Source organism: Flammeovirga agarivorans (assembly GCF_012641475.1).
Lineage (GTDB): Bacteria > Bacteroidota > Bacteroidia > Cytophagales > Flammeovirgaceae > Flammeovirga > Flammeovirga agarivorans.
This window is the reverse complement of record NZ_JABAIL010000012.1, coordinates 1-19,642: the sequence shown is the minus strand read 5'-3', so window position 1 is coordinate 19,642 and position 19,642 is coordinate 1. Positions and strand designations below refer to the sequence as shown.

Below are 19,642 nucleotides of genomic sequence, written 5' to 3'. Positions count from 1 at the left end.
AAGTATAATTCATTATTGGCTATTCCTGATTAAGTTTTGATAGAGTGTAAATTTGAAAATCAAATAGCCTTTAATGGAAAGTATATGTAAAACTCAAAAAACGAAGCATTTTATACTTAAATAAAACCTTTCCTTTGAGCCGTAAATGTCCTAATATCACTTTTTCAATTATATAAATTTACGAAAAATTATTTGAAATTGGTATACCAAATATTCGTTTTCGCAAATTTATTATTCAATCAAGCAAGCCTTTTCTTATTTCTATCCCAAAACTAAGTGGTGATATGATATTTTATAAAAACGATAAAATTTATCAATAATATCTTTAGATATAATATAATTTGTTGTTTTTATAAAAGAATTTGTTGATTTACTTACCACATTCACCGTTCAGTTTATTGTAATATTTAATGATTTGAATAAACAATAATTATGAAACGTAGCATTTATCTATCATTTATGGTATTCGTATCTGGTTTAATGAACTTGGCGAATGCACAAAGCAATACAGGCACTGAACAATCCGAAAAAGTGAAGTTATTAACGGAAGCTTATTTATATGGTTATCCTGTACTAACCATGGCAGAAACATTTAGGTCTGTAACAAATACAGAACTTCCAGATCCTATTAAGGGGAAGTCACCAGTGAATCAGGCGGCAACTTTATATCCATTTCCAAAAGCAGGTTTTACAGCCGTAGTGAGACCAAATTTAGATACATATTACAATATGGTCTATGCTAACCTTGAGAATGGCCCACTATATATTCATTTACCTGCAACAAAGAGGTATTATCTAATTCCTATACTTAATGCGTATGGCGATGTAGTTCAGTCTTTAGGATCAAGAACTACCGGACAAGATGATTTAGACATTGTACTTGTAGGACCAGATTTTAATGGTGAGTTACCCAAAGATCTTTTGGTGATCCGTTCAAATACAAACCTTAACTGGATGCTTGGTAGAGTACAAGTTGATAATGATAAAGATGGAAAATCAGAAGTAAAAAACTTTTACAATGAAATGATTGTTCGTCCACTTGCTGAAAGAGGTAATTCAAAATATAAAGCACCAAAAGGAACATATAAACCTGCCAATGAGGTAGTACCTATGAAAGCTGTTGATGATTTAGAAATTACAGCTTTTTATAATAAAATGATGGAATTATTATTAACGAATCCACCTCAAGAAGCTGACAAAGCTTTTATCGAAAAGCTTGCTGAAGTAGGTATTACACCTGGTGGAAATTTTGATATCACAGCATTTACTAGTGAGGAGCAAAAGGCGATAAAAGCTATTCCATCAAATGTTCAAAAATTATTTGCTCACTTAACAGCTCATCCGGATAAGAATTTAGTACAAAATGGGTGGTTTGTAGTGACAAAGGGATTAGGAGAATACGGAACAAACTATGCCTTGAGAGCTTATGTTACTAAAATTGGATTTGGAGCGAATACAGCAGAAGATGCGATTTATCCAAATGCAGCAATAGACGTAGAAGGAAATAAGTTTAATGGATCAAATCAATATATCTTGCATTTTGATGCCGATAAATTACCTCCTGTTAAAGGTTTCTGGTCAATCACAATGTACAATAAAGAAGGCTTTTTGGTAGATAATACCATCGATCGATACAATTTGAGTAATAAAAAGGAACTACAATATAATGAGGATGGTTCTTTGGACATTTATATCCAAGCAACTGCTCCAGAGGGAATGGAGTCCAATTGGTTACCATCTACAACTGCTGGCGTTGAATTCGAATTAACGTTCAGAATGTATTGGCCAAGTGAAGCCATTTTAAATAGAACTTGGGTAATGCCAGGTGTAAAAAAAGTAAACTAAATCACTTGTAGTTATTTGAAAATAAAATGGAGATACTCTTAATGCTTAAAGTATCTCCATTTTTTTATATAAAGCTAACTATAGTAACTAAACTTAATAAAAACATACTGGCCCCAGTTAATTTTAGAGGGTTAGTGGGGAGTCTTCTTTCTTCTAGTAATTTTCCGCCAATCCATCCAACAGAGAATAGAATAATGGACAGTAGAAGCATATGAACTGTAAATAGGTATATCGTAGAATAATGATACTGAATGGTGCCTAAGGAATAGCTATTGACAAAAGATGCAAAGAATAAGCCTATTATTACTAGATAATAATGCCCTTTTGGAAACATATAGATCATCACTCCTAAAAGAAATACACTGCTGATAATTACCCACTGAATAATACCTTCATCTATATTATTTAGAATACCGAAAATGTATCCAAACAAAAAGAAAAAGAAGGATATACTCATGATTAATGGTACATATTTTTTTGGAATCATTAGACGGGAAACTAACCCAATTCCAGCGATGGCAGCAAGGTAATTTGCAGTCATCAGAAAATTTGTAGGTCGCCCTTCAACTCTCAACTTGGCTTGAATGATATCTATGATGATAAACAGAACCAAGAAAACAAGTAGTTGTTTGTAATTTTTTCTATTAGGTTTCATGATGAAGAATGTCAAACGGATATAAGATTGTTGTTGTCGTATTAAATATCTAACCTAAAAACACAGCATCTACAGGAATTGTTTTTAGATCTTTTTGATGATAATAGGGTGTCAGTTACACTATGATGTGGCAAATATAGAGATATAATATTTCTGTGAGTTATTTCTTGTAACATTATTCACATATTAATTGATTGTGCCTTATCAGAAGTCTTGATGATTTTTTGTAAATTATTATAAACGATCATGTTAGATATAGTATGCATAATATTCTGAATTATTGGAGAGAATTAGTTGGAGGTCAACAAAAAGATGGAAAAATCACCATTCCTTCAGAACATGGAGAGGGCACATTGGATGCCTATAAATTATCTTCAAATTTTGATGTAGCAAGGCTATGTTTTAAACTCAACAAGGATATCTCAGGAGCTACTTTTATTATGGAAGATGATGAAGATTTTTATCCTATCATTTTTAGTCATAAGTCTTCTGTAATTTTCGAAGGGAAGTACCAATCGGTCTTAAATGGAGCATTACTCTCTAACAACAAACAGAATATTCGATGGACTTTACCAGCCAACAAAAGAGTTGAAATGGTATTAATTAGGGTACGAAAAAGTTACTTTCGGGAAATTGTAGCAAAATCAGAAGCATTACAGAAAGTTTTCCCGGAAGGAAAAACATTTACTGTATTTGAAGAACTAACTACTTTAATACGGGGAGCGTTTTTTAGAATACTAGAACAGAAAGAGTCACTATTGTTTAGTGAATTTCTTGAGGATTTTGTCAGGTTTATTTTTCACCTTTTGATGGACCAAATTTCCTCAAGAGAAATGATAAAAAACGAAGAATATACTTCAATCAATATTCAACTGGTATTTAAAGCCAGAGATATGATACTTAATAACAATGGTACTCCTTTAGATGTGGATCATATTGCTCGGGAATGTGGGATGAGTAATAGTAATTTAAGGTTACAATTTAAAAGTACTTTTGGTATCCCAATTTATCAATTTCAACAGCAAGTACGTCTTGACTCCGCTAAAGAATTATTAAAAAGAGGTGAAAAGTCTATAAGGATGATTGCAATGGACCTAGGCTTTTCAAACTCCAGTCATTTTGCTTCAGTTTTCAAAAAAGAGGTAGGTACAACACCCAAACAATATCAAAAACAATTACCAGAGTGATCTAACAAAATTTATTGTTTTTCTGACAGAATCTCTTAGTACATCTTTAAAAAGTACCGTTTTTATAATTGTACTTAGCAAAAACAAAGTTGATTATTTTAGTACACTCTCTAAGATCTATAACCTGATACATTAATGATTGATTGACAATAAAAATTAGGTTAGGATGCTATGAACTAATCCAATTAAAATGATACTTCAGTTATTCTAGAACCAACTTGATTTGTGTTAGACGATATCAAAAAATGTTGAGTTGATAAGTCTAATATGATCAATAAAACAAAGAAGTTGTCTTTAATTACTAAGACAACTTCCTTTGTTTTTATAGCTGTGTCATATCAGAAGTTACAGCCAACAAATCCTTTATTTTATTTTTTTGATAAGCATCAGAGTGAGCTTTGTTGTACTTGCCTGCATCATTGTCAAAGTACTCTCCAGAATGTTGGGCATGTTCTTCACTTGTAGCTAAATCGTACAAAATTTGACTCCCTTTATCTGCAGAAGACCAAAATTTACCATATGCTTCTTTTACCATATTTGTATTCAAAAGAGATCCCGGATTGACAGGAATAACAGTAATGTCCTTTTCTTGTCGAGCAAGATCAAAACTCCACATGGTTAGTGCTAGTTTACTTTGTGCATACGTAGAACTTTCGTTTTGCTCTGCTTTTCCTTTTAGTAACTCTAATGATACAGGAGCTTGTGCTGCAGAACTTAAGTTGATGATTCTTGGATGATTACCTTTTTTTAGAATAGGAAGTAATGCATTGGTTAGAATATAAGGTGCGTAGTAATTTACGGCAATTCTTAGATCAATGCCTTGTTGATTATTAGCTGATGTACTTTTAAACACACCTGCATTATTAATAAGTACATCTAAATGATCGAGTTGATTGAGAATGTCATTTGCTAGCGATTGGACCCCTTTAGTATCAGATAAGTCACCAATAAATCCGTTGACATGCTCATTTGTTGATAACTTTTTGATTTCCTCAACAACTACATTCAACTTATCAACATTTCTTCCATGGATATAAACAATATGTCCGTCTTTTGCCAACTGTATTGCAGCAAGTTTTCCAATACCATCGGTACTACCAGTAATAAGAATAGTTTTCTTCATGATTATTTAAATTGATTGATACCATAACCAATTTAATCCAATAATTGTTGATAAACATCAGAGGATGAGTAGAAAAAATGAGAAAGCTATTTTTTTAAAAACAACAATCAGCAAATGCATTTATTTTTTTGAGAACTGCCGTTTCTATTAGTGTACACTACGAAAAAGTACAACATAGCAAATAAAACCTCTAAAGACATTAGATAGATGAAGTAAAGTAGTGTAATAATATCCGTATAGGAAAATAGGTGAGTTAGGTAATTTTCTAACTATAAAAACTGTCTAAATTAAGTGATAGGGTACCGTTTTGGTACCCTTTCTTTTTATCTATACTTTTTAAGTAATCTATCATTTTAGTTAGTAAAGGTATTTTATGATAAACAGGATAGGAGTGTTTATTGTGAGGTGAAATACTGAAAACCAATAAACATTTTTTGCAAAACCACAGCGTTTTTTTGAATACAGTATAGAGACTGAATTCGTTTTTTAATAGGTATAGATATTAATAATAGCTTTAAAATGAAAAAGTCACATATAGCTGCAGTTGCTGTTTTGGTTGTAGCCATACTTTACTTATTTACGCATCATAGTAATGCGAAACAAGATGCAATAATTTCCGAGAAGTTTGGGATGTATATAGTACCAACAGACGGACAAAGTGCTGCAAACATTACTAAAGACCAATCGGAGTGCTACCAATGGGCGGTAAACCAGACAGGTTATGATCCTGCCAATCCACCCCAAATTACACCCACAAAAGCAACCAATAGTGCTGATGGAACGGTAGTAAAAAATACAGCAGTAGGAGCTGGAACAGGAGCTGCAATTGGAGCTGTTGCTGGTGATGCAGGAAAAGGTGCTGCAATAGGTGCTATTGCAGGAACTGTTAGAGGTGCGAAAGTAAAGCACGATCAAAAAAAAGAACAACAAGCTGCTAATAATGCACAAGCTGAGCAACAGTTACAGCAAATGGATGCTCAATTTAAAAAGGCTTTTTCTGCTTGTATGACCGGCAAAGGTTATACAGTGAAATAATGCTATTTCTAAGATAAATCAATACTCAAGAAACTCTTTAAGAGTTACAGTATTATCATTAACCATAAAGTACCTGGCTAATCTTTTTCGTATTAGTCAGGTGGATAATTTTTTTATGAAAAGGCTACTTTTTTTTATTTCTTCAATCAGCCTTGTTATTACTTCATGTCAACTTCAAATTGAAACCCCAATAACAAAGGCTAGTGTTAGCTTACAAGCTACCGGTTTTAAAATGGCGAAACCTATTAAAGGAGCCATTCATCATAATTTAGATAATGTTGATTCTGTTTTTATCGGAGTTCAATCGTTACAATTACAAATTAATGATTCTATTATCGTTTTAGATCAGCATCCAACATGCTATTTGGATCTTTTGAATTTCCACTTTACTGATACCTTACTATGGAGTAATGAGACCGTTCCATATGGGTATTTGGGAGAGAATATATTACTAAAATTAAACCAAAATGATCAAAATGATTTCGTCGTAGAAGCGGATGGAAAACATAAGAGTTTAGAATTACATGATGACCACTTCACCTTTCGATTATTAACTGAAAGTCAACTGGATTATGGAGACAAGTATATCATAAAACTAGATATGATGAACAGTGTACAGATGGAAGAGATCTCTGATGTATCTTATTATTTATTTCAAGGACAAAGAGGAATTCCTGCTTCAGGTACTGCCCGAATCATTAAAACTGAGGATTACAACGAATATTCAAGACGAAACCGACAACAATAAAACCTATTTTCAATCACCTAGACTTCTTTTCAATAATGCTTAACAAAATTCATCTTTTCATTCTTCTGTTGTTCTGGGGAATCATCTCGGTAATGGCAGATAATGTAGTAACAACCGTTCAGGAATTATCTAGTTATCCAACGGATCATGACTTTTATAACTTTGCCAAAGTAGATAGTATCGAGTATTCTTTAAGTACTCCTTACCATACTTTGCATACTCATATAGATAACCTTGATGAAGATAATTATCACCCTGGAGTGGCAGCAATGGCGTTTCCCAAGTATAATTTAACCTTCAAACAACGGAAACAACTGGCCATTGAACTTAAATTGATTTTCTTCCAAAAAGGGATTTTTATTGATAATGAAGATATCCCCTTAACGAAGAATTATATCGATAAAAAATCAAATACGAATAGATATTTTGTTAGTAAGAATCTCCCTAATATTTACCTAGAGAAGCAGGAAAATGGAGAATGGATGTATTCGATCTATTCTACCCAAAGAATCCATACTTTATTTAGAGAGTTATATCCTTCTCTAACCAGTAACTTGGTGCTTTTTGCTTCAAAACCGAAGCAATCATCTTCAAAGTTTTTAGGAGTGAAACTGTGGCAATGGGCATCGTTAGCGGTTTTAATTATCTCTAGTTATTTGTTTTATTACTTTGGAGTATGGTTGACAAATAAGTTTTTAAAAGACTTTTTGGCGAAGATCAATCAAGAAAACTTAGGGAAGTTGATTGTATTAAAGTTGAGAAACCCGATAGCTATGATCATGATTATGGTGATATGGTACTATATGGTTCCTTTTATTTTACTTTCCGAACAAGTGACTTATGTTGCCATGAATATCATAAAGCTTATTTCGAGCTTTTATGTTATCATATTGCTCTTCTACATTGCAGATATTTTCGTAGTTCGTATTCAATACTTTTCACATAAATCAAGTAAAGTAGACAAGAACTTAATTCCGGTGATAAGGGTTTGTTTTCGTATCACTTTTATTGTCATCGGTATATTGTTTGGGTTATCCGTTTTCGGAATAGACGTTTCTAGGTTAATTACCGGTATTTCTTTTGGTGGTGTGGCTTTAGCTTTTGCAGCTCAAGATACGGTAAAAAACTTCTTTGGTTCACTTATGATTTTTGCTGATAAACCTTTTGTCGTAGGAGATTGGGTAAATATCAAAGGACAGGAAGGTATCGTAGAAGAAATTGGCTTTAGAACGACAAGGATCCGTACTTTTCAAGATTCATTATTGAATATCCCTAATGGAACAGTAGTGAATACAGATGTAGATAACTTTGGAAAAAGAGAATATAGACGTTATAAAACGTACCTGTCTTTACCTTACAATACCACTCCAGACAAGATCGAAGAATTTATTAAAGTAGTTAAGGATATTATAAAGCAACACCCTAGAACTAGAAAAGACTTTTACGAAGTGCATATGAACGAATTTTCAGCTAGTTCATTAGATGTATTATTGTATGTTTTCTTTAGTGTAAAGGACTGGTCAGAAGAATTAAATGCAAGAGAAGAACTGATCCTTTCCATTCTTAGAAAGGCAAAAGAGATAGGTGTTGATTTTGCTTTCCCAACACAAACATTATACATGAAAAGAGACGACTAACTAATGTGTTCGTTCTTATTTTCTGAAATATAGCTTTTCAGTTCTCCATTATGAATTGAAAAGCTTTTTTGTGAAATAAAATTAAATCATTCGATTGAATAGTTTTTATATTTATCTTTGAGATTACTGTAATGCTATGAATCTATACTATGAAAAAATTAACATGCTTATTCTGTTTGGTGTTTTTTGTGATAGTGAAGACATCAGGTCAAAGTAAGAAAAGGGACTTTAAATATTCTATTTTAGGTGGACCAGCTTATTCTCCAGATTATGGTTTATTAGTTGGTGGAACTATGTTATGTACTTTTAGAACGAGTAAAACTATCCAGCAACGGTCTGTTGTTCCATTAAGTTTTACCATTTTAGAAGAAGGGCATGATGTTATTATTAAACCTCAGTTATACTTTGCACAAGGAAAAATAAGAGTATTCTCTAATTGGCAATACCTCAATAAGTTCAATCACTTTTATGGTATTGGATACGAAGACAATATTTCAATAAAGAGAGGAGACCATACGACAAGGTTCTTTCAAAATTCCGTAATTATAAGAAACGATATACTTTTTCGGATTAATAAAACACCGTTCTTTTTAGGACCATCTATCGATTATACCAATCGAATACTTACACATGTATCAAAGGGGGTGAGAGAAGATTTAAGCTACATTGAACAAGGAGGTACTGATAAAGGAGCCGTTTTTAATAATGTAGGAATAGGTGTACGGCTTTCTTACGATACCAGAGATATTCCATCTAATGCTTGGTCAGGGATTTATTTTGACTTTTCAATGCGGGTATATGATAAGGCATTATCAAGTTCTAGTGATTGGGATTACATCAAGTTAGAATACAGACAGTACAAAAAATTACCAAGATTAGGAGAAAGAAAGGTATTAGCTTGGACTGCTTACATGAGAACAGCATCAGGGAATATACCATTTACAGAACTATCAACAATAGGTTCTCCATTTGATCTAAGAGGATATTATAAGGGACAATTCAGAGATAAAACTTCAGCTTATGTGATGGTTGAATTTCGGTCTATGGTCAATTCTTCATCAAAGTTTCTCTCAAAGTTTGGCTATGCAGTATGGAGTGGTGTAGGAACCATTGGTCCCGATATTTTTACTCCCAAAGGAGTACTTCCAAACATTGGTTTAGGTTTACGTTTTGAAGTACAACCTCGAATGAATTTTAGAATTGATATTGGACATGACCCTATTCAAAACCAGCAGCTTATATATTTTAATATGACAGAAGCATTTTAATGAAGATGTTTTTAGTATTCATATTTTTATCTAATTTTATCATGTTAATAATCAACTAAGCAAACGTTTTTTTCAATCTATGAAATTTATTTACCTACAATTGGTGTGGCTAGGACTACTATTTTTTTCATTAATAAGTAATGCCCAAGAATCTGAACATATGACAGAAGCCTTTCAAAAAATGAAAGGAGATGTGGTGATTCAATATAGAAAAGTGTTTGATCATGATATTTCAAATTTAAAGAAGAATGATCCCAATTTTACATCAGAAAGAGTGGTTTACTTCAACCGAAAAAAGTTGGTCAGCAAGCTTACTTATGTAAATCCCAAATCAGATTACTTAGAGAGTTTAACTTATGTCGACTTTAAAAGAGAGCAAGTATATTACCTGAAAAGGTATAGACAAACCAAATCCGGAGCAGGCTACTATCAGAGTTTTTCAGAAGACGAAAAATTAAAACCTGCAACTTTAATAGAAGGAGAGTCAAAAGAAATAGCTGGATATAATTGCAAGAAGTATGAAGTAATCATTAAAGGTGAAAAGAAATACTTGTATACAACCGAAAAATTTGGTTTAAAGAATGTCCAGAATTTTGATATTGATAGAATAGAGTTCTTTATGGAATTACCTAAATACTCTAAAAGATATGGTCATTATAAATTAGTGGCAGAGAAAGTTATTTTCACAACTTTGGACAATGCAGCCTATAACATCGAGGATTATTATGTTATTTCTAAAGAGGAGTTTAAAAAGAAAGAACAAGAATCAAAGGATAGAGCAGCACAGATAAAAGATAAAGCTAAGAACGATTTCTTAGGAAATAAGGCCCCAGATATTCGTTGCTCTACAACGGATTTTGATAAAGTGAAGACCAAAGATTATCGAGGTAAAGTGATTGTTTATAACTTTTGGTTTTCGACTTGTAAGTCTTGTATTATGGAGGTACCGAAGTTAAACGAACTTTATAATAAGTATAAGGACAACCCTGATGTTATCTTTTTAGCACTTTCACTTGATCCCGCTTATAAAATTGAAAAGTTCAATCGGAAGTATAATTTCCAGTATCCTCAAGTGGAAGAGGCAAGAGAGTTGGCACATAAATTTGAAGTAGCACTTTATCCAACAAATATTGTTATTGATAAGGATGGTAATTATATCAATTATACAATTGGATATAAAAAAGACATTGTAGATAGGCTATCCTATAGTATCGATAAAGCTTTAGCAAAAGAATATATTCCGCCTGTTGATGATGAAAAACCGGACAAGAATAAAGGAAAGAAGAAAAAGAAATCACTATAAAAAAACACCTTATCGTATAGTTAATATCTATGCGATAAGGTGTTTTTCCTTAAGCTTATCCTTTATTGAAAAGGTATTATTCTAAATGTAGGATAGCTTAGTTTTTATCTTTGTTTCCACCAAGGTGAATAGCAGTACCTAGAGAAAGAGTTGATATTTTTTGGCTGCTAGAAAGGTTAAGTGCTTCCCACTCCATACGGATCTCGAAAGTTTTACCTAAAAGAACGCCAGCACCTACACCCCACATAAATGAAGTATCTTTATAGCTTACCATTTCGCCACCAGTAATTTGGTCTTCATATTTTCCAAAGAATGCACCAGCTTTTGCAAAACCGAAAACAGGTCCAATATGGATAGTACCTTTTAAAGCAGCATCCCAACCAGTGATATTGCTATCGTAAGCATAACCACCTTCGTTACCTTGTACAGTACCTACGCTACGGTAACCACCTTCTAATCCTAAGAATCTATTTCCAATACCACCATATACTTTCCAGCTACCAGTGTTATCGTTTACTTTAAAGTTATCTCCTTCGATGCTTTTTAGGTTATGGTTGATGAATGAGTTACCTCCTGAGGCACCTACGTAAAATTGAGCTTGTGACGATGCCGTGATACATAACAGGGCAAATAAAGTCAGTAATAAACTTTTTTTCATTTGATTATTTGATAAATTGATTATTTTTAAATTACATCTGAGCTTATTAACGTGATGATTATCAGTATTTTTGTTTATAATTTGTTTATGTTTTTTCAAAATCCGATTATATGGTGTTAGAAAGTGCTTACCATCAAAAACAAGAAGCACTAAGCCACAAGAGATCTCAGATGTAACCTTCTAATAAAATCAACTTCAGTATTGGAGAAGAGTCGAAAAAATAATTCCTCTTAATTAAAGCCTGCATTATCTAAATAACTATAAATAAGCCTATTTGCTAATAGAGAATTACTTAAATTTAAACATTTAAAAATTGACAGTAATATTGAATGGAAAAGAAAGAACTATTAGCCAAAAAGTTATTAGCATGGAATATTAAACATTTAATTTCTTCCTCAAAAATTACCAAATATGATATTGCTATATCCTTCGCACCAGAATTTACGATAAAGGTGAATGGAAGAGAGTACGAAGTAAATTATGAATCTTACCTTAATTACCTTCTAGGTTTTAAATCGACAATAGATTCTATTAATTACAATGTGCAAGAATATGTCTGTAATAAAGATAATGTAGTGATAGTGATGGATCCTGCAATTACGAGGCTAGATGGTTCTGAAGATCATTTTTCAACAATGCTAATGTTGAAATTTAATGAAGAAGATAAAATTACGAATTGGCAAGAGGTGTATGTAAAGAAATAAAAGTACTTCAATACCCTGAAAGACAAGAGATGAATATAGGTTTATAAATTTATTCTATATCAGTATAGATATTATCACTTTGACTTATTTTGAGATGCCTATTAAGTTTGTGTCATCAAAAAGGAAATAAAACAATAATTTTATAATCTCATATTATCATATGTCACAAATCGGAAAACAAATCGTAGACTTCAAAGTACAATCATTCCAAAACAACGGATTCGAAGAAGTAACTAAATCAGACGTTTTAGGTAAATGGTCAGTATTCTTCTTCTACCCAGCAGATTTTACTTTCGTATGTCCTACTGAGCTTGAAGATTTAGCCAACTTATACGAGGAGTTCAAAGCAACTGGAACAGAAGTATTTTCAGTATCAACAGATACACACTTCGTACACAAAGCATGGCATGACACTTCAGAGACCATCAAGAAAATCAACTACCCAATGTTAGCAGATCCAACAGGAGTGTTATCAAGAGGTTTTGATGTAATGATCGAAGAAGATGGTATGGCAGAAAGAGGTACTTTCATCGTTAACCCAGAAGGTGAGATCGTATCTTACGAAGTAGTAGCAGGTAACGTAGGTCGTAATGCTGAAGAGTTACTTAGAAAATTAAAAGCTTTACAATTTGTAGCTGCTAACCCATCTGAGGTTTGTCCTGCAAAATGGAAAGAAGGTAATGAGACATTAAAGCCTAGTATTGATTTAGTAGGTTTAATCTAATCATCAGAATATATCCATAAGAATAATAGCCATTGTAGTTTTATTACTGCAATGGCTTTATTCTTTACTGGCGGAAGTTACTTTTATAAGGTATATAAGCTTTTCTTATAAGAAAAAATGATTGATTATAGTTTTTTGTTATAGTGTTATAAAAACAATCAATTTTACAAATACAGAAAGTCGCCGTATGTTTGTATCGTAATCAATCAGAAAGAAAACTTTTAAACTAAACATACATTATGTCACAAATCGGAAAACAAATCGTAGACTTCAAAGTACAATCATTCCAAAACAACGGATTCGAAGAAGTAACTAAATCAGACGTTTTAGGTAAATGGTCAGTATTCTTCTTCTACCCAGCAGATTTTACTTTCGTATGTCCTACTGAGCTTGAAGATTTAGCCAACTTATACGAGGAGTTCAAAGCAACTGGAACAGAAGTATTTTCAGTATCAACAGATACACACTTCGTACACAAAGCATGGCATGACACTTCAGAGACCATCAAGAAAATCAACTACCCAATGTTAGCAGATCCAACAGGAGTGTTATCAAGAGGTTTTGATGTAATGATCGAAGAAGATGGTATGGCAGAAAGAGGTACTTTCATCGTTAACCCAGAAGGTGAGATCGTATCTTACGAAGTAGTAGCAGGTAACGTAGGTCGTAATGCTGAAGAGTTACTTAGAAAATTAAAAGCTTTACAATTTGTAGCTGCTAACCCATCTGAGGTATGTCCTGCAAAATGGAAAGAAGGTAACGAAACATTAAAGCCTAGTATCGATCTAGTAGGTTTAATCTAATATCAAATAGCTTTTCTAATTAATGGAAAAGTACTTTTAATTTACACTCACTCTGATAAATATATTGAAAGCCATCGTGTGTGGTGGCTTTCACTTCCTAACCCCCATTTGAAAAAAGAAACCATCATGTTAGAACAAGCATTAAAAAGTCAAGTAACAGCCCTTTTTGGTAACCTAAAAAGTGAATATACATTAAAGGTAGAAGTAGCAGAAGATCATTCAAGTAAAAATGATTTGGTAACTCTTTTAGAAGATGTTGCTTCAACTTCAGATAAAGTCACTTTAGATGTTCAGAATGGAGAAGGATTATCATTACGAATAGTAAAAGATAACCAACCGTCGAATATTGTTTTTAGAGCAGTACCAACAGGTCATGAGTTTACAACACTTTTAATGGCTGTTTTAAATTTAGAAGGTCTTGGTAAAAACCTTCCTGATGATGGTGTTACAGCTAAAATCAAAAGTATTAGTGAAAAAGTAGTCATCAATAGTTATATCTCTCTGACTTGTACGAACTGCCCAGAAGTAGTTCAGGCACTTAATGTGATGGCTATCTTAAACCCAAATATTGAGCACAATATTATTGATGGTGGTATTAATAAGGAAGAAGTTGAAAAATTAGGTATCCAAGCTGTACCAACTGTATTGGCTAATGGTGAACAACTTCATGTAGGAAGAGCATCATTAGGAGAATTATTAGCAAAATTAGAATCAACAGTAGAAACTAAAGTTGATCCAACACAAGCTATCGAAAAAGAATACGATGTTGTAGTTGTAGGTGGTGGACCTGCAGGTGTAGCTTCGGCAGTATACTCTGCAAGAAAAGGATTTAAAGTAGCAGTAGTTGCAGGTGTAATTGGTGGTCAAGTAAAAGAAACTGTGGGTATCGAAAACATGATTTCAATTACAAAAACGACTGGAGCCGAATTAACTGCCAACCTTTATAGTCATCTTAAAGATTACCCTATCGATATTCTTGAAAACCGTATGGTTGAAAATGTTGAAGTGGTAGATGGTTATAAAAAAGTAACAACTTCTATGGGTGAAGTTTTCACTACTCCTTCTTTAATTATCGCTACAGGTGCAAGTTGGAGAAAACTGGGTGTTCCTGGTGAGACGGAATATATCGGTTCAGGTGTTGCTTTCTGTACTCACTGTGATGCTCCTTATTTTAAAAATAAGAAAGTAGTTGTAGTAGGTGGAGGTAATTCAGGCTTAGAAGCTGCAATTGATTTATCTGCGATTGCTTCAGAAGTAACAGTTTTAGAGTTTATGGATACTTTAAAAGGTGATCAAGTATTACAAGATAAAGTAAATGCTCTACCAAATGTTACTGTGGTGAAAAATGCAGCTACTTCAGAAGTAATTGGTGATGGAAAACAAGTAACGGCACTTCAATATAAAGACAGAGCGACTGAAGAAATTAAATCAATTGAAACCGATGGTGTTTTTGTACAAATTGGTTTAAAAGCAAATAGTGATGTTTTCAAAGAGATTGTAAAGACAAATAGAATGGGTGAAATCGAGATTGATGCTCACTGTAGAACAACTCAACCAGGTATTTATGCTGCTGGTGATGTATCTATTGTTCCTTACAAACAAATTGTAATTGCAATGGGAGAAGGCTCTAAAGCGGCACTTTCATCTTTTGAAGATAGTATAAAGAACTTACAGACTGTAAATGCTCAAGAATTGGAACTGGCATAAGCAGACAAAATTAGGTTAGATGAATATATAAAAAGGCTGTTGCATTAAATATGTAACAGCCTTTTCTCATATAATACTAAGCACAATAAGTATTAATCAATTTGGAGCATCCTTTTATTACAAATTAATATTATAGATCTTTGGCACCGTACGGATTTATCATCTCTAAAATATACTCATGTACAAAATTCAAAGAATAGATCAGGACCACGCTATCTTGGTAACTGAAGATGAAAGTATTCCTTTATTGAACCATGCTGGAGACCCAATTTTATCCACACCTGAAGAAGTGACTAAAATGTTGATGGATGACTTCAATGAAAGTGATATGTACGATGAAGAAGGACATTTCATTCCGCAAAGAAGTTATATCTATTGTAATTTAAGCTCACTGACTGCACTTAAATTAGAGGATGAAGATGAATTAGAATATGATATATCTGAAGTGATACAATGGGATAGGGCATTCAGATTAAATACAAGTAATACAGAAGAGGTAAAGGCAATTACCGAATTGAAAGAGTATTTAGGAGATGCTTATATTAATTTACCCTTGGCAGAAGACCAGGATATGGAGAATCTTGCTGAAGGAGATAAAATTCCTCAAACAACTATTGAACAAGTAGAATCATTAATGAAACCTTTTAAATTGAAAGAGGTCATGGCATTGGACATGCTCAACGAACACTTTCAATTTACTAGTGTATCTTTAGTGATTATGTGGATTGCTCAGAAGATCGAAACAGAAAAGTTTGTACATTCCATGTTGTTATTATCGGGACATTATGATGCTGAAAATGGAATGGAAGTATTTAAAAGTTTAGATTGGGTAGAAGTATTAATATCCAAAATGAACAGATTTAATGAATACTTACAATCTAAAGATATATAAAACAAAAAGGTCGAAGTGATATCGCTTCGACCTTTTTGTTTATTAAAATCTATCTTTATTCATCATATCCCATAAAATGTCCACCGGCATCAAAAATTATTTCAACTCCGTTCGATACTTTAACTTCTTGAGATACGCCATTGTCTTCCCATTCGACTACATAATTTCCAGGAAAAGTATTTTCAACATATTCAGTAATATTTTCCTCTAAACAACTAGGAGGAATAGGCTGATTATTTAATGCTTCGATCTTATCAATATCTCCCTGACCATTAAATTCTAATTCATACCCAGAATCCAAAGTAACTTCATATCCATCGTCATCAATTTCTGATGAAGTGATTTGAGCATCTGGAAAATGCATTTCTATATAATTATAGATGTTATCTGGAAGATTGGCAGGGTTCACCTCTTGAGCAGTATCACAACCTATAAATAATGATGATATTAAGCAGGTGAATAAAAAGATAAATAAAGTTTTTTTCATGATTTTGTTTTTTTCTAATGTAGCACATTGACTATGAAGAATACGTGGTTGTGATCATTGTTAGATTAACTATTTTACGTTTCTTAACTACTTATTTAATAGATATTTGTGAATAAAATTAAGGGTATAATAATCTGATTAAAAAGTGGTGAATAGTGTCTAAAATGGGAGAGTCTATGTTATTTTTTTCACGTATTATTTTATGTTATCTAAAAAAAAATAACATAAATTGAGTACATCTATCTACTTTCACCCTTTACTGGTTAAAGAATCTACACGACACTATTTAAATATGAACTACTCACACTTATTCATCTTTTTGCTATTTGCTTTTTCGTCTCTTGGTGCAAAAAATTCAAAACTTTCATTGTCATACATATGGGATCGAAACAATTCAATTCAAATCAGTACTATCGACGAGGTACCTTTTAATGACGTTCCAGGTCATCAGATTAATTTAAGTTACAGTCCAACTCCGGTATGGATCAAGGCTGAAATAGAATCAGATGAGGTACGAAGAGAATTTCTGAAATTTAATAAGACACTTGTTGATAGTCTTACTTTCTATCATTATGATGCAAATAATCAACTTGTATCACAGCTTGGCGGAGTGAAAGTAGACAATTCGGAAACAAATGCTTCTGGTTTTTATTTTCCCATAACATTGCACAAAGGCTCTAATGTATTTTATTTCAGAGCAAAAAATAACTACAGTCATATCTATGGAATCACTTTGGTGGATCATATCGAAATAGAAAAGACTGAATTCATTCAAATAACAAAGTATGGAATCCTTTTAGGTATTTTCATTGTCATGGTATTATATAATGTATTCCTATCAGTGAATTTAAAAGATTCGATTTATGGGTATTATGCATTACATGCCTTCTTTGTTTTACTTGGAGCCTTATCATTGGAAGGTTTCTTTACGCTAAAGTATCTAAATATACCAGCAGTACTTCTACCACATATCATTGCTGTCAGCGTTTGTACAGTTAGTGTAATTTCATGTGTTTTCTGTATCAAATTCTTGAAATTGAAACAGACCAGTAAGTTATACTATATGATAATGAGAACGGTAATGATCGTAGATATCGTCATTTTTGTTTTTGTTTGTACACTTCAAGCCATTGGTTTTGATATCACTTATAAGTTTCTAACGATAATGACAACTGTATACTGCTTCTTTGCCTTAGCAACTGGTGTTAAGTCAGTGCAACAAGGTAATTCGGTGGCAAAGTTCTATTTACTAGGATGGACAGTTTACTTTTTAGGTATCATTAGTCAGGCTCTTATCTTCTACGGAATCTTAGTTCAAAATATCGTAACTCAGAATTTCTATTTATTTGCTATCGTAACAGAAGTCTTACTAATGTCTTTTGCTCTTGCAGATCGATATAGACAAATTAAAATAGAGAAGAAGAAGCTTTCACAAACATTGGCGACGAAACAAGACGATTTAGATGTAGTCATTTTAGATAATAAAAGAAGACATACGGTACATCAGAATGTAATGCTACAATTAAAAGAGATCTTGAATAACAAAGAAAATATAGAGAAGGAGGTAAGGTCGATGGTTATGGATCTTTCTCATCAAAATATCTCCGATGAGAAACAACTTCATTTCCAAGATAACATTAGCGAAGTGGATACTTTCTTTATTAAGAAGCTTAAAACAATGCATCCAAATCTTACTCCAGCTGAATTAGAAATTTGTTCTTTATTAAAATTGAATTATTCAACAAAAGAAATTGCAAGTTTTAGAAGTACTTCAGAAGGTGCGGTAAAAGTGAATAAATCTAGGATTAAGAAGAAATTAGGACTAGAAACAACATTAAATGACTACATAATCACAGTGTAGTAACACCTTGTAAAGGCAATGTAACTTATTGTAACCTCCCATTTCCTTGCAATTAGGGAGGATTTTAGTTCCTTTGAAACATGAATTAATCACAACAGTAAATCAAAAGTGATTCATCATAAGATATACTAAGATAGATTTCAGCCATATTTTTTAATTGCTATCAAATGGTCTGAAGCCATCTTAAAAATTTACACAGTAGACAAGAACATGAAGAATTATAATTAAGTAATTTCTCATTGTTAGTAAACCTAACACTAACTATTCTCAGAATATCAAATCGTAATATAATATGTCGTGAAATGGAAGTCTTTAAAAAGGCTTTACATTGAAAAGAAGGAGGCTTTGTTTCCTTCTTTTTTTATTTGTTACTTTTGTGTTACTAATACATATGGGAATGATCGAAAAATTTAGAGACTTTATATTTAGTATATCAAATGAAGATTCTGCTCAAAGTGATTTAGCAAGACATATTATGATAGATACTAATTTTCCATGGGATACTTCAATAGAAGAAATAAAAGGATACTTGGATTTTCATACTTCAATGGGAGGTACAAATGATGTATTCCAAATATTGATAAAGAATTTTGCAAAATATCTTCAGTAACTAATGCTTGATTATGAGAGGGTAAGTTATAGGGATAATAGATATTTGATTTTGTTAAATGTAATTTTAGTGAGATTTTATTGCATTTAAAGAATCTGATATTACCTTTGTACTCGCTTCTGAAACAAAGAAGTGATCTAGACTAAAACGTTGGTCTTTTTAAGCAGAGAGTGGGAGTTGAAAATCTTCAGAAATTAGCTCGAAAAAATAAAATAAAATTTTTTCAAAAAGAGTTTGGAGATTAAAATTTAGTTCTTACCTTTGCACTCGCTTCTCAAACGGAGTAGCACAAAACAAACTGATATACAGTTCATTGAGCAATGGCTCAAACGTTCTTTTAATGTATTGAAAAGTAATTACAAGATCAGCGAAAGCGGATCCATAAAAGACAATTC

Annotated in this window: 18 protein-coding genes; 14 read left to right on the top strand and 4 right to left on the bottom strand. The window is 32.4% G+C overall.

The annotated features are described in order from the left end of the window. The first annotated feature begins 432 nt into the window (after positions 1–432). The gene (locus HGP29_RS24600; RefSeq protein WP_168885119.1) at positions 433–1,845 is read left to right on the top strand and encodes a DUF1254 domain-containing protein; all 1,413 of its coding nucleotides are present in this window, start codon (positions 433–435) and stop codon (positions 1,843–1,845) included. A 64-nt stretch (positions 1,846–1,909) separates the two neighbouring features. Here HGP29_RS24600 and HGP29_RS24595 read toward each other — a convergent pair whose 3' ends face one another. After that, positions 1,910–2,500, bottom strand: a complete 591-nt coding sequence (locus tag HGP29_RS24595; protein WP_168885118.1) for a hypothetical protein — start codon at positions 2,498–2,500, stop codon at positions 1,910–1,912. A gap of 260 nt (positions 2,501–2,760) precedes the next feature. On the opposite strand from HGP29_RS24595, the gene HGP29_RS24590 reads away from it, so the two are divergent. Continuing rightward, positions 2,761–3,687, top strand: coding sequence for a helix-turn-helix transcriptional regulator (locus tag HGP29_RS24590; RefSeq protein WP_168885117.1), 927 nt, complete (start codon positions 2,761–2,763; stop codon positions 3,685–3,687). 322 nt (positions 3,688–4,009) lie between these two features. Here the strand turns inward: HGP29_RS24590 and HGP29_RS24585 are convergent, their stop codons facing one another. Continuing rightward, complete coding sequence (locus tag HGP29_RS24585) at positions 4,010–4,810, bottom strand: SDR family NAD(P)-dependent oxidoreductase (RefSeq protein WP_168885116.1); 801 nt, start codon at positions 4,808–4,810, stop codon at positions 4,010–4,012. Positions 4,811–5,329: 519 nt separating this feature from the next. On the opposite strand from HGP29_RS24585, the gene HGP29_RS24580 reads away from it, so the two are divergent. The 5 genes from HGP29_RS24580 to HGP29_RS24560 all read left to right on the top strand — a co-directional run bounded on the left by HGP29_RS24580 (position 5,330) and on the right by HGP29_RS24560 (position 10,801). Beyond that, positions 5,330–5,845 carry a glycine zipper domain-containing protein gene (locus HGP29_RS24580; protein WP_235958346.1) on the top strand — a complete coding sequence of 172 codons (516 nt, stop codon included), beginning with the start codon at positions 5,330–5,332 and terminating at the stop codon, positions 5,843–5,845. Between the two features lie 232 nt (positions 5,846–6,077). Beyond that, complete coding sequence (locus tag HGP29_RS24575) at positions 6,078–6,593, top strand: hypothetical protein (RefSeq protein ID WP_211093408.1); 516 nt, start codon at positions 6,078–6,080, stop codon at positions 6,591–6,593. A gap of 35 nt (positions 6,594–6,628) precedes the next feature. After that, complete coding sequence (locus HGP29_RS24570) at positions 6,629–8,230, top strand: mechanosensitive ion channel family protein (protein ID WP_168885114.1); 1,602 nt, start codon at positions 6,629–6,631, stop codon at positions 8,228–8,230. A 149-nt stretch (positions 8,231–8,379) separates the two neighbouring features. Further along, positions 8,380–9,498, top strand: coding sequence for a BamA/TamA family outer membrane protein (locus HGP29_RS24565; RefSeq protein WP_168885113.1), 1,119 nt, complete (start codon positions 8,380–8,382; stop codon positions 9,496–9,498). A gap of 79 nt (positions 9,499–9,577) precedes the next feature. Then, positions 9,578–10,801, top strand: a complete 1,224-nt coding sequence (locus tag HGP29_RS24560) for a TlpA family protein disulfide reductase (RefSeq protein ID WP_168885112.1) — start codon at positions 9,578–9,580, stop codon at positions 10,799–10,801. Positions 10,802–10,898: 97 nt separating this feature from the next. Here the strand turns inward: HGP29_RS24560 and HGP29_RS24555 are convergent, their stop codons facing one another. Beyond that, positions 10,899–11,459 (bottom strand): outer membrane beta-barrel protein, encoded by a 561-nt coding sequence (locus HGP29_RS24555; protein ID WP_168885111.1) that lies wholly within the window; start codon positions 11,457–11,459, stop codon positions 10,899–10,901. A 329-nt stretch (positions 11,460–11,788) separates the two neighbouring features. Here HGP29_RS24555 and HGP29_RS24550 point away from each other — a divergent pair, with 329 nt between their 5' ends. The 5 genes from HGP29_RS24550 (at position 11,789) to HGP29_RS24530 (ending at position 16,289) form a co-directional block, all read left to right on the top strand. Next, positions 11,789–12,163, top strand: coding sequence for a hypothetical protein (locus HGP29_RS24550; protein WP_168885110.1), 375 nt, complete (start codon positions 11,789–11,791; stop codon positions 12,161–12,163). A gap of 160 nt (positions 12,164–12,323) precedes the next feature. After that, a complete protein-coding gene (gene ahpC / locus HGP29_RS24545; protein ID WP_168885109.1) occupies positions 12,324–12,887 on the top strand; it encodes an alkyl hydroperoxide reductase subunit C in 564 nt (187 codons plus the stop codon). A 239-nt stretch (positions 12,888–13,126) separates the two neighbouring features. Continuing rightward, complete coding sequence (gene ahpC / locus HGP29_RS24540) at positions 13,127–13,690, top strand: alkyl hydroperoxide reductase subunit C (RefSeq protein WP_168885109.1); 564 nt, start codon at positions 13,127–13,129, stop codon at positions 13,688–13,690. A gap of 126 nt (positions 13,691–13,816) precedes the next feature. After that, complete coding sequence (gene ahpF / locus HGP29_RS24535) at positions 13,817–15,397, top strand: alkyl hydroperoxide reductase subunit F (RefSeq protein WP_168885108.1); 1,581 nt, start codon at positions 13,817–13,819, stop codon at positions 15,395–15,397. Positions 15,398–15,575: 178 nt separating this feature from the next. Next, positions 15,576–16,289, top strand: a complete 714-nt coding sequence (locus HGP29_RS24530) for a hypothetical protein (protein ID WP_168885107.1) — start codon at positions 15,576–15,578, stop codon at positions 16,287–16,289. 55 nt (positions 16,290–16,344) lie between these two features. On the opposite strand, the gene HGP29_RS24525 is transcribed toward HGP29_RS24530, so the two are convergent. Further along, a complete protein-coding gene (locus HGP29_RS24525) occupies positions 16,345–16,776 on the bottom strand; it encodes a PepSY-like domain-containing protein (RefSeq protein WP_168885106.1) in 432 nt (143 codons plus the stop codon). Positions 16,777–17,068: 292 nt separating this feature from the next. Between HGP29_RS24525 and HGP29_RS24520 the strand changes: the two genes are divergently transcribed. Together HGP29_RS24520 and HGP29_RS24515 are read left to right on the top strand one after the other, a co-directional pair. Then, positions 17,069–18,637: a 7TM diverse intracellular signaling domain-containing protein gene (locus HGP29_RS24520; protein WP_168885105.1), complete on the top strand. Its 1,569-nt coding sequence runs from the start codon at positions 17,069–17,071 to the stop codon at positions 18,635–18,637. 397 nt (positions 18,638–19,034) lie between these two features. After that, entirely contained in the window at positions 19,035–19,247 is a 213-nt protein-coding gene (locus HGP29_RS24515; RefSeq protein ID WP_168885104.1) for a YozE family protein, read from the top strand. The last annotated feature ends 395 nt before the right edge of the window (positions 19,248–19,642 follow it).